The following is a 13,814-nucleotide window of genomic DNA, read 5'->3' on the forward strand; positions in this document are numbered from 1 at the left end:
AATCGAGGATGACCGTTTTGGGAGGTTGAAAGCAATGGTAACACGTCTTGCTCTGCTCGGTGCTGGTCGTATCGGCAAAGTACATGCGGCTGCAATTGCATCGGACAGGCGGGCGCAACTTGTCGCTGTTGCAGACGCCAACCCTGATGCAGCCAAAGCAATCGCTGATGCAGCAGGCGCGGAAGTGCGCACCATCGACGAGATTGAAAAATCAGCCGATGTGGATGCAGTGCTGATCTGCACACCCACCAACACTCATGCCGATCTGATTGAGCGTTTCTCCCGTGCTGGCAAAGCCGTGTTTTGCGAAAAGCCGATCGATCTCAACATTGAGCGCGTGCAGGCTTGTCTTGGCGTTATCAAAGAAACCGGCGGTAAGGTTATGCTCGGCTTCAACCGCCGTTTCGATCCGCATTTTGCGGCAGTGCGCAAGGCGATTGACGATGGGCGGATTGGCAAGGTGGAAATGGTCACGATCACCAGCCGCGATCCGGGTGCGCCGCCTGCGGAATATATCAAGGTTTCTGGCGGTATTTTCCGCGATATGACAATTCATGATTTTGACATGGCGCGTTTTCTGCTGGGCGAAGAGATTGAAACTGTATCAGCCTCTGCTTCAGTTCTGGTCGATCCAAAAATCGGTGAGCTTGGTGATTTCGATAGTGCCAGCGTAATCCTGACCACAGCGTCCGGTCGTCAGTGTGTAATTTCCAATTCGCGCCGAGCTTCCTATGGTTATGATCAGCGCATCGAAGTGCATGGGTCGGAAGGTGCGGTTTCTGCAGAAAACCAGCGTCCGGTTTCCATCGAAGTGGCTTCAAAGGATGGTTATACACGCCCGCCGCTGCACGATTTCTTCATGACGCGCTACACGGATGCTTATGCTGCTGAAATCACCTCGTTCATTGATGCAATTGATGGCGGCAAGGCACCCAAACCGTCAGCGGATGACGGTTTGAAAGCCCTGGCGCTTGCAGAAGCAGCCCTTCTTTCGGTGAAAGAAGGGCGCGCTGTGAAAGTTGCGGAAGTTCTGGTCTAAGCACGCATTTTCATTTGCCTTTTTTCGAAATCGGTTGCGATATGCGAACATGGCTTATGAAATAGACACGCTGCCGCTCGACGCGCTTTTTGTGCCTGTGGCCAATGCCACAGCCGCACTTACAAGGCTTGACGAGCGGCTTTCCCGTTCTCCGATCCGCGATGGTATGCTGGAGCGTATGCATTTCCAGGACGCGGTTGCTTCCATGTGGCTTGAAGGTGAATTGGTCCATCTGGAAGACCTTGTTCTCCACGATGCACTTATGGATAGCCGCACGCCAAGTCATGCGCTGACAATCGCTCATTCCGTGTTGCGTTTGCGCAGGCAGATTGCAAGCCGCTCGGCGAGCTGGGTTTTAAGTGCTGCCGGTATCCAGCAATTGCTGGGCCGCAATATCGACGTGCGCACGGAAATGACCAAAGACTATGACGAACCGATGCCGGGGGATAGCGACCCTCTTTTTGACGATATTGATGCTCTGCTGGCTCGCACGGATGCTCTGCTCAAAGGGGTTGTTCAGGAAAAGCCAACACGACAATCGCCAGAGATCGATCCACTTCTTTATGATGATGACTGGAATGAAGAAGCGCGCTTGCAGGAATGGCGCGATGTCTTTGATAAAACTGCCGGTTTGCCACCGCTTTTGCGTGCAGCATTGGTGCATGATGCGTGGTTTTCTCTGGAGGTGGTACAGCGTTCATCATGGGTTGGCCGCTTGCTCACAGCGGCTTTTCTGCGCCAGTCAGCTATTGCCACAGGGCATTTGCCAGCGCTGAGTATCGGCTTGCGTCTTAAAAGACCAGACGAGCGTCGCGCGCAAAGCTGGCTTGTCAGGTTGAAAACTTTCTTGGCGTCCATAGAGGAAGGCGCAGAGGTGAGTATGAAAGAGCATGACCGGCTAATGCTTGCTCGTGAGCAGATGCAGCGCAAGCTCAAGGGCCGTCGTTCCAACTCGCGGCTCCCCCAGCTCGTTGATATGATAATACGAAGTCCGCTTGTCTCAACGCAGATGGTTGAGAAAGAGCTTGAAGTGACTTCACAGGGGGCGCTCAAGCTGATCGTCGATCTTAATTTGCGGGAAATTACAGGCCGCGGACGTTTTCGTGCCTGGGGTCTTTTGTAGCCTATCTTTTCATGCATTTGCTGCGCAGATGGGCCGCGAAAAGCTGAAACTCATTGCGCCGTGCGGCATTTGCCCGCCATACCAAAGCAAGTGAACGGAAATTATGTTGTCCTTCAAAAGGCACGATGCTGATTTCACTGCCACGCGTCACACCAGCTTTGATGGCCACCTCTGGCAAAAGCGTGACGCCCATCCCGAATTCAACAAGCTGTACCAGCGTCATGATACTTGTTGCATGAACATCACTGCCAGCCTGTGTGGGTTGCGAGCCAATGGCTGCCATCACGTGCTCGCGTAAGCAGTGGCCTGTTTCAAGCAGGAGAAAAGGCTGATCCTGAAGATCACTTGCGTCGATGCGATCACGGTTAGCAAGCGCATGATCTCTTCGCACTGCAAGAAAAAACGGATCTTTGCCGATTTCCGCAACTTCAAAGTCGTCAAGATCATAGGGATGAGCAACCAGTGCCACATCAAGCGTGCCAGACCGCAGGCTGTCGAGCAAAGTGCGTGTCAGTCCTTCGCGAACGCTTAATTGCAGTTCAGGAAATGCCTGAGCGGTCGCAGGAAGAACTTTTGGTAGCAAAAATGGCGCGATAGACGGAATCACTCCCAATCGAAGACGCGTCGTCAACGGGCGTTCAGCCTGCTTTGCGTATTCGGGCAGCTCTTCAATCGACGCCACAATTTCCTGCGCGCGGTTCAGAAAATCTTCCCCCGCAGGTAGCAATTGCATGCGTCGACCTGTGCGGTCGATGAGAGTGACCCCGATTTCAGCCTCCAAAGCCTGAATGGCAGCACTGAGCGTGGATTGGGTAACGCCAACCGCCTCGGCAGCGCGTGAAAACGATCCTGCTTTCACAAGCGCAATGAAATAATGGAGTTGGCGCACACTGATGTTGAGCATTTTCTGACACTTGCTTTCATCGTTTTAAACGATGGATTTGATCGTTTTAATCGCTTTGACCGAATGGGTTGGAATGCCTATATATAGGAAGCAAGCAGATAGTTCTGAAATTTCTGAATTTTCTGCATAACAACGAATTTACAGGCAGGTATGAGATGCTCGGTATCGGTGACAAGCTTCCTTCTTTCAAAGTAACTGGCGTAAAGCCTGGCTTCAACTTCCACGAAGAAAATGGCGTTTCGGCTTTTGAAGACATCACCGAAACAAGCTTTGAAGGCAAGTGGAAGGTTATCTTCTTTTATCCTAAGGACTTCACTTTCGTCTGCCCAACGGAAATCGCAGAATTTGCTCGTCTGGCTTCGGATTTTGAAGATCGTGATGCGGTTGTTCTCGGCGGTTCGACCGACAACGAATTTGTTAAGCTCGCATGGCGCCGCGATCACAAGGATCTCGACAAGCTGCCAATCTGGTCGTTCGCGGACACCAACGGTTCACTGGTCGATGGCCTCGGCGTTCGTTCACCCGATGGCGTTGCTTACCGCTACACCTTCGTTGTTGATCCCGACAACACGATCCAGCACGTTTACGCAACCAACCTCAATGTTGGTCGCGCTCCGAAGGACACGCTGCGCGTTCTCGACGCTCTGCAGACCGATGAGCTTTGCCCATGCAACCGCGAAGTCGGTGGCGAAACGCTTAAGGCTGCTTAATCTGCCTTCAATTGCATGAGACAAGGCGGGTTAAGGCCCGCCTTTTGTTTATCAAGAGCTGACAAATTAAAGAGGGTTCCATGTCCATTGATGATCTGAAGTCAAAAATCCCGGATTTTGCCAAGGATGTTCGTCTCAATCTTTCCTCTATGGCAAGCGATGAAACGCTGACTCCACAGCAGAAATATGGCCTGTTCATCGCCTGTGGTATTGCTTCGCGCAACGCTGATGTACGCAAGGCGTTGGTTGCTGAAGCCACTGGGAAAATTGATGCCACAGTTGTTCAGGCTGCAAAATCGGCCGCGACGATCATGGGCATGAACAATGTCTATTATCGTTTCGTGCACCTTGCCTCCAATAAAGATTATCGCACCATGCCAGCCAAGCTGCGCATGAATGTGATTGGTAATCCGGGTGTGGATAAGGTTGATTTCGAACTGTGGTCGCTGGCTGTTTCGGCAATCAATGGCTGTGGCATGTGCATTGATGCGCATGAAGACGTTTTGCGCAAAGCAAACGTGACGGCCGAGGTCATTCACACTGCAGCACGTTTCGCGTCGATCATTCAGTCGGTTGCCATTGCTCTGGAAGCCGCCGACACCGAATAGGTTTGAGTTCTCCAAAAAAAGCCCGCGCGGAGCGATCCACGCGGGCTTTTTTGTTGCGGTTCAATACAGCTTAGTTGTCGCGCTTGAACGAGATAAATGCGAAGCCAATCAGCGAGACGACGGCAGCAGCAGTCATGTAGTAGCCGACATAGGCAAAGCTATAATGGGTCGCGAGCCACGTTGCGATATAGGGGGCAACCGATGCGCCAAGAATGCCTGCCAGGTTGAAGGTCAGCGAAGCGCCGGTATAGCGAACCGAAGTCGGGAATGGTTCAGCAAGAGCGGCACCAATCGGACCATAGGTCAGCCCCATCAGCCCAAAACCGATTACGAGGAAGAGAAGAACGCCAGCTGTTCCGCTTAAGAACAATGGAGCCATGAGGAAGCCGTATAGACCAATGAGGAGTGTGACGACGATCATCACAGGTCGCATGCCGTATTTATCGGAAAGCAACGCTGCAACCGGAATGGTGAGGCCGAAGAAGATCACACCGACCATTTGCAAGATCAAAAACTCTTCACGGCTATAACCGAGTGCACGCGTGCCCCAACCAAGCGAAAACACGGTCATGAGGTAGAACAGAACGAAAGTTGCAACAGCGCCGATCGTTCCGAGGAACAGGCTTGCCTTATGCTTTTTGAAAAGTGTTGCGACGGGAACTTCAACGCGTTCAGCCTTGTCGATCGCCTTCTGGAATTCCGGCGTTTCAGCAATCTTCAGACGGATGAAGAGGCCAACACCAACCAGCAAAGCGCTCGCGATGAAGGGAATGCGCCAGCCGAACGACATGAACTGTTCTTCAGTCAGGAACTCGGCAAGGATCAGGAAGATGCCTGTTGCGAGGATGAAGCCGACAGGCGCACCGAGCTGTGGGAACATGCCGTACCATGTACGCTTGCCTTCCGGCGCGTTTTCGGTTGCGAGCAGGACTGCGCCGCCCCATTCGCCACCAAGGCCAAGGCCCTGACCCAGACGGCAGAGAGCAAGCAGGAGAGCCGCCCATACGCCGATGGATTCATAAGTAGGCAGGAAACCGATGGCGACTGTAGAAATACCCATTGTCATCAGGGCTGCGACGAGCGTTGCCTTGCGGCCCACTTTGTCACCAAAGTGACCGAAAAGAGCGCCACCAATAGGTCGTGCGAAAAAGGCAATCGCAAAGGTTGCGAGCGACTGCAGCAGCGCGGAGTTGCCGTCACTGGCCGGGAAGAAAAGGTGCGGGAAAACGATAACCGCAGCCGTTGCATAAATATAAAAATCAAAGAATTCGATTGTTGTACCGATCATGCTCGCGGCCAGAACGCGGCGCGCAGAATTTTTCTTCGGAACAACTGCCTGAGCTACAGTCATTGTTTCTATCCATATTTGTGGGCCGATAAATGTGTGGGGGGAGGCCCGAGATGTGCCTTCTTAGTGCCACAAAATACGAAACCGCAAGCTTAAAAGGGCTATCACGTAATTTTCTGATTTCGAATGTGGTGTTTTCGAAACAAAATGAACGCATGAGGTAATTTCAGGGAAAATGTCTACGGCCTTTCAATTGCCTTAAGCCAGCCTTAAGCTGAAACTCAGAACATGGAATCACTATGACTGTGCAAGCGTTCAGACGCAGCAATATTGGTATGCGTTTTCGCAAACATTCTGTTTTGCGCATGCCTTCCCGTATGCTGATAGCTCTGTTCTCGTTGTTGTTTCTGGTTTCAACCCAGCTTTGTTATGCCATGGCGCATGATCGACCGCAGACGATAACTTTCACTGACTGTCACACGACTGTGCCGGTTGCAAAGCATGATGGTGGGCATTCAATGCCGATGGATCATGGCAAGAAGGCATCTGCCACCTGCGTAATGATGAGCTGTGGCGGCATCATACAGTTTAACTCCAGTGTTGCTTTGTTCACGCCCGATCACGAATTCGGCCTGCCGCCACGCGTCGCAGCATTGAACAGCAGCGATCCCTTCGGCGTTCTTCGACCTCCAATATCCAGCCAGATCTGATCTTTTGAAATGCTGTCGGTTTTTCGGCCGCAATGAGCGCATTGTGAAGTTTTCGATGCGCGTTGATAGAGATTTATCTGGAGAATGATTATGAATAATATGACTCGCCGTCGTCTTTTGACGCTTGGAGTAAGTGCTGCTGCCTTATCCATCGTCCGGCCTTTTGAGACGTTTGCGCAAGGTACCCATCAGCATCACATGCAGCACGGTGCAGCCAGCACACAGGCAACAGTGCAGACTTTGCCTATTCCGACTTTAATTGAACCCGATGCAGCCGGTGTGGTGAAGCTGACTGTCCAGAAGGGCCGCCATGCTTTCACGCAAGGCAGCGATGCAGCATCTGCCGGAATAAATGGCACCTATCTTGGGCCGGTCGTTCGCCTTAAAAACGGGGAAGCTGTCACGCTTTCAGTCGAGAACGGTATGGATGAAGGCACAACGCTTCATTGGCATGGTCTTTTCGTTCCATCAGCTCTTGATGGTGGGCCGCATAATGTCATTGCTGCAGGCACTCGCTGGGAGCCGAAAATTACGGTCAACCAGCCCGCTTCGTTCAATTGGTTTCATCCGCATCTGCATGGTGACACTGCGCGACAGGCACATATGGGCATTGCCGGGTTGATGATCGTCAGCGATGGCAAGGATGGTGAGCGCGGTTTGCCTGAAACCTATGGCGTTGATGACATACCGCTCGTTTTGCAGGATCGCAGGGTGATCGATGGTGATAAGGGTTACCAGCCTGACATTATGGATCTGATGCATGGCTTTCGCGGCGACAAGCTTATTGTAAACGGTATTATCGCACCGCAAGCGCATGTTCCGGCGTCAGTGGTTCGGTTGCGTATTCTGAACGGTGCCAATGCACGCAACTTCTACATCCGTCTCAGCGACGGCCAGCCGTTGCACGTTATCGCATCTGATGGCGGCTTTATAAACAAGCCTGATCCGGTTAAGCGCCTGACAATCAGTCCGGGCGAGCGTTATGAGGTGCTGGTCGATTTTTCCAAATCGAAAGATATAATCGATCTGCTGACAGCCAGTGATGACAGTGGTGGCGATGACCAGCCTTTGATGCAGTTCATCATCGATGACAAAATCGAAGGTGCAATCAAAACCTTACCGGCAAAGCTTGATGGGCCGGAACAGCCGGATGAACAGCTTTCTGTTCGCAGACGGGCATATTTCTTCGATGAGCGTATGGCCGAGAACATGAAGCTTATGATGGGCGGCATGTCGAGCGATCCCCATTTTGGTCACAACATGGCACCCCCCAATATGGCAACTATGAGTGATCATGATATGCATAGCGGGCGAAGCAATGCTGATGCCGGGCCTGCGTTGCAGGCTTTAACATCTGGCGTTCAGATGGCGATTGCGAAGAAGCCTTTCGACATGAACCGTATCGATGCGGAGGTTAAGCTTGGATCGTGGGAGATATGGGAGTTAACGACGAAAGAAATGGCGCATCCATTTCATATTCATGGAGCATCGTTCCGCATCCTTACATTGAATGATGAGGCGCCGCCACAGCATCAATCCGGGTGGAAAGACACGGCGCTGATTAACGGCAAGGCAGAAGTTCTTGTGCATTTTGATCGTGACGCGACGCGCGATCACCCGTTTATGTTCCATTGCCATGTGCTGGAGCATGAAGACGTCGGCATGATGGCCCAGTTTGTTACGGTTTAAGTAACGAACTCACTAAATCCAGTGCGCGATATGGAACGGCGGCGGATCGACAACTGGTCTTTCGCCGCCGACCATATCAGCAACCAACCGCCCCTCGCATCCACCTCGCGAAGCCGCTTGGGCTGCATAAGTTTCGAACGGGAGCGATTCTTTTGTTGAAATGCCGTTCTGTAGCAACTTTATTCGCTGTTTAGCCGCGATATCACCCTCACCGTAAGACGAGACGCTTCGCATTTTGAACGTGTTTAAAGAGAGAGTTTGATTCTTAGCGATTATCCGCGGCTTTTCGCACATAGGTGGGGAAACTGCGCATCGAACAACATAGACACCGTTGAGCTCGCATAGATGCGGAGTATCAGGAGAAACTTTTTCAATTGTTGCTTCTAATTTACAACAAGTGGAAATTCTAATCGAAGATTATCCAATAGAATCAATAATTTAAATAAGAAACCTACAGAAAAACTGGAGCGGGCGAAGGGATTCGAACCCTCGACCCCAACCTTGGCAAGGTTGTGCTCTACCCCTGAGCTACACCCGCTCGCGCCAGTCTTCTCTGAGAGAAGTCGTTTCCGTTAGGCAGGCGCTATATGGACTAATGATTTGCGGATTGCAACAGGGAATTTTACGTTTCGACGAAGTTATTCACAAAGCTTCAAAAGCGATTGTCCTAAGTGGGTGGCAGTTCCCATCAGACCGTTGGCTGCGTCACTTCTGGCATGTGGGACTGGCTATGCGCGTTGACTTCACCAGTTCCAGCCTTGCGAGCGAACAAAGTGTGGATTTGGAGGACTGGCCGACAGCCTGCTGTTAATGCGCGTGGCACATCGTTCTTATCGAATCGTGTCTGCGCGTGCTGGCTTGTCGCATGTTGATCTGTTGGAAATTGTGATCCAGCATATGGAAAACGGTTCTGAGGAAATCAGGCGGTTGGCCATAAAATTCAGAGACATCACCGGAGCCGTTGCAGCAAAAATGCCCAGCTGTTTTGCGTAGGATAATGCGCGAAAACAAACAGATAGAGCATTTTCAATTGCTCAGTCAAAATAGGAAGCGCTTTAGCCAGTAGTTGCCAATTCTCATTTTCTAATCCGCTGAAAGCCTGTCAGGGGACACGCCGTTTTTGCATTGACTGATTTTGTATCCAGGATATTGTGTCCAAAAGTTGGGAGGCTTTTCTTTGGCAGTTTTTGAGTGGCGCAGTCAGACCCGTTTGCTGGACGAAGTGGCTGAAGCACTTCGCGAGCGAATCTATGCGGGCGTTTATGCACCGGGTGCGATTCTTCGTCAGGAGCATATGGCTGCTGAATTTGGCATCAGCCGTACACCGCTGCGCGAAGCTTTGCGTGTTCTTGAGCGCGACGGCCTGGTCATTCATTTGCCGGGACGGGGTGTACGTGTGGCTTCTGCCGATCTCACACGCCTCATTGATGCTTATGCCGTGCGTGAAGTGCTTGATGGTGTTACTGCCCGTTTTGCGGCTGAACGGGCGACGGATGCGGATATTGCGGCCCTGCGCGCGCTTGTTGCGGGGCAGGGCGCTGTCGTCGATCCATGGGACCCGAAAGCTTACACGCAGTCCAACGTTGATTTCCATATGGCGATTATGAATGCAGCGGGCAATGACTCACTCATTCCCTTTGTTCCACTTCTTCGAATGACATCCCAGGTGTTTGCGCCGTCTTTTTCACTCTCGGCTGACAGGGCACGTGAGGCGATCCGCGAACATGGCGCAATTGTTGAAGCCATTGCCGCGCGCAATGGCGAAGAAGCCGAAAAGCTGGCGCGGGCACATATTCGCGCAACCACGGCGAGACTGGAGGCTGAAAGACCTCTGCGGGAGAATGAAAATGAAACATGAAAACACAACCGACGGAGCAGGTCTTCTGCGCTATGGCAATTTCATTGCAGGTCAATGGCAGGACGCTGTCGGTGGCGAGCTTATTACCCTTAAAAACCCCTCCGACGGCAGCGATCTGGCGCTGATTGCACGTGGTACAAAAGCTGATATTGATCTGGCTGTCGCTTCTGCACGTTCAGCACTTTCGGGTGATTGGGGTAAGCTTACGGCAACGGAACGCGGCCGGGTTCTGCATCGCATTTCCGAGGAAGTGCTAAAAAACATCGACCTCCTGACTGATCTGGAATCAAAAGACGTTGGCAAGCCGGTGACGCAGGCACGCGCCGACGTGGTGGCACTGGCGCGCTATCTGGAATTTTACGGCGCTTCCGCCGACAAGGTGCATGGTGACACACTGCCTTATCAAAATGGCTTTACGGTTCTGAGCATCTATGAGCCACATGGTGTGACTGGCCACATCATTCCTTGGAATTATCCGATGCAGATTCTTGGCCGCAGCCTTGGTGCAGCGCTGGCCATGGGCAATGCGGCAGTGGTGAAGCCAGCCGAAGAGGCTTGTCTGACCATTCTTGAGTTTGCGAAAATTGCTGAAAAAGCCGGTCTGCCAACAGGCGCATTGAATATTGTAACCGGGCTTGGTGCGGAAGCGGGCGCGGCCCTGTCCGAACATCCCGACATCAACCACATCTCCTTTACCGGATCTGTCCGAACTGGTGAGGCTGTACAGGCGGCTGCTGCGAAAAACACGGTGCCCGTAACGTTGGAACTTGGCGGCAAGTCGCCACAGATCGTCTTTGCCGATGCGGACCTTGATCGCGCCGTTCCGTTTCTCGTCAATGCCGGCATTCAGAATGCGGGTCAGACCTGTTCTGCTTCATCACGTATTTTGGTCGAACGCAGCATTTACGAAGACGTCATTGCCCGAATGAGTGAACGCTATCGTGCTTTGACAGTTGGACCGGCCAGCACTGATCCCTCTGTTGGCCCAGTTGTGTCGCAGCGTCAGAAGGAAATTGTCGAGAGCTATCTTGCGCTTGCAAAGCAGGATGGTCTGTCCATTGCTGCTCAGGGTGAGATGGTCGCAGATGCGCCGGAAGGTGGAGCCTATGTGCTTCCGACATTGATCCGGGATGTGCCCGCTGATCACCGTTTGGCACAGGAAGAAATTTTCGGTCCGGTGCAGGTTATTCTACCTTTTGATACCGAAGAAGAAGCCATCGCGATTGCCAATGGCACGCACTATGGGCTTGTTTGCGGTATTTGGAGCAATGATGGCAGTCGTCAGTTCCGCCTTGCACACGCTATTCATTCCGGTCAGGTGTTCATCAACAATTACGGAGCCGGCGGTGGCATTGAACTGCCATTTGGTGGTGTGAAAAAGTCCGGTCATGGCCGCGAAAAGGGCTTTGAGGCACTTTACGGCTTTGCCTCGCTGAAAACGATCTCCGTGTATCACGGATAAATATCGCAGTTTCAGGAACAATGGGAACCGGTTTCCCGTCTGAAAATGCGCAGGAAATTGCATTTTGGAGAATGACAGTGTCGCTTGAAGGTAAGGTCGCGCTCATTACAGGAGCAGGTTCGGGATTTGGCGAAGGCATGGCGAAGCGCTTTGTTGCAGGCGGCGCGAAGGTCGTTATCGTCGACCGAGATAAAGTGGGAGCCGAACGTGTAGCGGGAGAAATCGGTGATGCAGCACTCGCTGTCGCCGCCGATATTTCGAGCGAAGCGGATGTGGATGCAGCTGTCGAGGCTGCAATTTCAAAATTCGGCAAAGTTGATATTCTGATCAACAATGCCGGTATCGGACATAAGCCGCAAAGTGCTGAACTGGTTGAGCCCGATGAGTTTGATCGCATTCTGGGCGTCAATGTGCGTGGCGTTTACCTTATGACGCGCAGGCTGATTCCGCATTTCAAGGCTAATGGGGAGGGGGTCATCCTCAATGTTGCATCGACAGGCGCGGGGCGTCCGCGGCCGAATCTCGCCTGGTATAATGCCACCAAAGGCTGGGTTGTTTCTGTAACCAAAGCGCTTGCAATCGAACTTGCACCGGCAAAAATTCGTGTTGTCGCGCTCAATCCGGTTGCGGGTGAAACACCGCTTCTGACCACATTTATGGGCGAAGACAGCGAAGAAATCCGCAAAAAATTTCGCGATTCCATTCCGATGGGCCGGCTTTTGAAACCTGATGATTTGGCTGAAGCTGCGGCTTTCCTTTGCTCGCCTCAAGCCTCTATGATTACAGGGGTTGCGCTCGACGTGGATGGCGGGCGTTCGATTTAAATAATTATAGGAAAAGGGGAGTCATGGGTAAGCTGCTGAAAGCCGGGCTGATAACAGCCACGATGCTGGCATCGATCAACGGTGCTTTTGCAAAAGACACACTGGTGGTTGGCGAAGTGCTGGAGCCGCCGGGCCTTGATCCGACGGCAAATGCTGCAGCTGGTATCAGACAGGTTACCTATGCCAATCTTTATGAAGGTTTGGTGCGTATTGTTGAAGATGGCACCGTCAAACCGCTTCTCGCGGAAAGCTGGACGGTGTCCGACGACAAGAAAACCTATACATTCAAGCTGCGCGAAGGCGTGAAGTTTCACGATGGCACGCCGTTTGATTGCGCGGTGGTAAAGTTCTCCTATGAGCGTGCAGTCGCCCCAGATTCCACCAATGCGCAGAAGGGCCTTTTTGAGCCGATCGCAAGCACACAATGTCCTGATCCTGCGACGGCTGTTGTCACCCTCAAACGCCCAAGTTCGAACTTTTTGTTCAATATGGGGTGGGGCGATGCGGTAATGATTGCGCCTAATTCTGCACCTGACAACAAGACCAAGCCGGTTGGCACGGGTCCGTTCAAGTTCAAGCGCTGGGTACAGGGCGATCGCGTAGAGCTTGAACGCAATCCCGATTATTGGGGCGAGCCTGCAAAGCTCTCAGCCGTCACTTTCCGTTTCATCAGTGATCCATCGGCTGCCGCAGCTGCCATTCTTGCTGGTGACATTGATCTGTTCCCGATGTTTCAGGCACCGGAGCTGATCAGCCGTTTTGAGAGTGATGACAAGCTGCATGTTGAAGTTGGTGATACGGCAGGCAAGGTTCTGCTGTCGCTTAACAATGCAAAAGCACCTTTCGACAATGTAAAAGTTCGTCAGGCACTGGCCCACGCTATCGACAGCAAGGGCCTGATTGAAGGCACTTACGCCGGGTTTGGTACGCCAATCGGATCACATTACGCGCCGGTCGATCCGGGCTATGTCGATTTGTCGGAAACCTATCCTTATGATCCGGCGAAAGCAAAACAGTTGCTGGAAGAGGCCGGTATTCCGGCTGGCACGTCAATCACCATCACGCTCCCACCACCGGCCTATGCGCGTCGTGGCGGCGAGATCATTGCCGCGATGCTGGCAGAAGTCGGTATTCAGGCCAATCTGGTGCCAATGGAATTTGCGCAGTGGCTTGATCAGGTGTTCAAGCGTTCGGATTTTGATGCGACGATCATCGCGCATACCGAACCGCGCGATCTCGATATCTATGCGCGTGATAAGTACTACTTCAACTATAACAGCCCGGAATATAAGGCGCTCTACAAAGCCTATGCCGAAGCTGGCAGTGATGAAGAACAACTCGAACTCGTCAAGAAGCTACAGGAAAAGCTTGCCGCCGATGAGCCGAATATCTTCCTTTATGCGCTGCCAAAAATTGGTGTGTGGAACAAGAACGTGAAGGGTGTGTGGAAGAATATGCCGATCCCGGCGAACGATCTCACACAGGCATACTGGGAAAACTAAAATGGTTTCGCCCCGATGCGTAATGCAAAAGGGCGAATACTGACACGAAGAATGGCTATGCGCTCCATAAAAACAAGGGGAAGGCGCTTGGCAGATT

Annotated in this window: 12 protein-coding genes and 1 tRNA gene; 10 read left to right on the top strand and 3 right to left on the bottom strand. The window is 52.3% G+C overall.

The window, feature by feature from the left end:
• Positions 1–34: 34 nt before the first annotated feature.
• Together iolG and ABE530_RS05580 are read left to right on the top strand one after the other, a co-directional pair.
• The gene (gene iolG, locus ABE530_RS05575) at positions 35–1,039 is read left to right on the top strand and encodes an inositol 2-dehydrogenase (RefSeq protein ID WP_499693883.1); all 1,005 of its coding nucleotides are present in this window, start codon (positions 35–37) and stop codon (positions 1,037–1,039) included.
• 49 nt (positions 1,040–1,088) lie between these two features.
• The gene (locus ABE530_RS05580) at positions 1,089–2,162 is read left to right on the top strand and encodes an RHE_PE00001 family protein (protein ID WP_499693884.1); all 1,074 of its coding nucleotides are present in this window, start codon (positions 1,089–1,091) and stop codon (positions 2,160–2,162) included.
• Between the two features lies 1 nt (position 2,163).
• On the opposite strand, the gene ABE530_RS05585 is transcribed toward ABE530_RS05580, so the two are convergent.
• Positions 2,164–3,066 carry a hydrogen peroxide-inducible genes activator gene (locus tag ABE530_RS05585; protein ID WP_499693885.1) on the bottom strand — a complete coding sequence of 301 codons (903 nt, stop codon included), beginning with the start codon at positions 3,064–3,066 and terminating at the stop codon, positions 2,164–2,166.
• Between the two features lie 155 nt (positions 3,067–3,221).
• Here ABE530_RS05585 and ABE530_RS05590 point away from each other — a divergent pair, with 155 nt between their 5' ends.
• Positions 3,222–3,776: a peroxiredoxin gene (locus ABE530_RS05590; protein WP_265984295.1), complete on the top strand. Its 555-nt coding sequence runs from the start codon at positions 3,222–3,224 to the stop codon at positions 3,774–3,776.
• 80 nt (positions 3,777–3,856) lie between these two features.
• Entirely contained in the window at positions 3,857–4,384 is a 528-nt protein-coding gene (ahpD, locus tag ABE530_RS05595; RefSeq protein ID WP_499693886.1) for an alkylhydroperoxidase, AhpD family, read from the top strand.
• 70 nt (positions 4,385–4,454) lie between these two features.
• Here the strand turns inward: ahpD and ABE530_RS05600 are convergent, their stop codons facing one another.
• Positions 4,455–5,735 (bottom strand): MFS transporter, encoded by a 1,281-nt coding sequence (locus ABE530_RS05600; protein ID WP_499693887.1) that lies wholly within the window; start codon positions 5,733–5,735, stop codon positions 4,455–4,457.
• A gap of 236 nt (positions 5,736–5,971) precedes the next feature.
• On the opposite strand from ABE530_RS05600, the gene ABE530_RS05605 reads away from it, so the two are divergent.
• A complete protein-coding gene (locus tag ABE530_RS05605) occupies positions 5,972–6,382 on the top strand; it encodes a hypothetical protein (protein ID WP_499693888.1) in 411 nt (136 codons plus the stop codon).
• Positions 6,383–6,472: 90 nt separating this feature from the next.
• Positions 6,473–8,071 (top strand): multicopper oxidase CueO, encoded by a 1,599-nt coding sequence (gene cueO, locus ABE530_RS05610; RefSeq protein ID WP_499693889.1) that lies wholly within the window; start codon positions 6,473–6,475, stop codon positions 8,069–8,071.
• A gap of 463 nt (positions 8,072–8,534) precedes the next feature.
• On the opposite strand, the gene ABE530_RS05615 is transcribed toward cueO, so the two are convergent.
• A tRNA-Gly gene (locus tag ABE530_RS05615) sits at positions 8,535–8,609 on the bottom strand.
• 639 nt (positions 8,610–9,248) lie between these two features.
• On the opposite strand from ABE530_RS05615, the gene ABE530_RS05620 reads away from it, so the two are divergent.
• The 4 genes from ABE530_RS05620 (at position 9,249) to ABE530_RS05635 (ending at position 13,717) form a co-directional block, all read left to right on the top strand.
• Positions 9,249–9,929 carry a GntR family transcriptional regulator gene (locus ABE530_RS05620; protein WP_265984288.1) on the top strand — a complete coding sequence of 227 codons (681 nt, stop codon included), beginning with the start codon at positions 9,249–9,251 and terminating at the stop codon, positions 9,927–9,929.
• Positions 9,919–11,391, top strand: a complete 1,473-nt coding sequence (locus ABE530_RS05625) for an aldehyde dehydrogenase family protein (protein ID WP_499693890.1) — start codon at positions 9,919–9,921, stop codon at positions 11,389–11,391. Before ABE530_RS05620 ends, ABE530_RS05625 begins: the two co-directional genes overlap by 11 nt.
• Positions 11,392–11,468: 77 nt before the next feature.
• Complete coding sequence (locus tag ABE530_RS05630) at positions 11,469–12,215, top strand: glucose 1-dehydrogenase (protein ID WP_265984284.1); 747 nt, start codon at positions 11,469–11,471, stop codon at positions 12,213–12,215.
• A 23-nt stretch (positions 12,216–12,238) separates the two neighbouring features.
• Positions 12,239–13,717 carry an ABC transporter substrate-binding protein gene (locus tag ABE530_RS05635; RefSeq protein WP_499693891.1) on the top strand — a complete coding sequence of 493 codons (1,479 nt, stop codon included), beginning with the start codon at positions 12,239–12,241 and terminating at the stop codon, positions 13,715–13,717.
• The last annotated feature ends 97 nt before the right edge of the window (positions 13,718–13,814 follow it).

The organism is Brucella sp. TWI559, from assembly GCF_039674265.1.
GTDB classification, from domain to species: Bacteria; Pseudomonadota; Alphaproteobacteria; order Rhizobiales; family Rhizobiaceae; genus Brucella; species Brucella chromiisoli.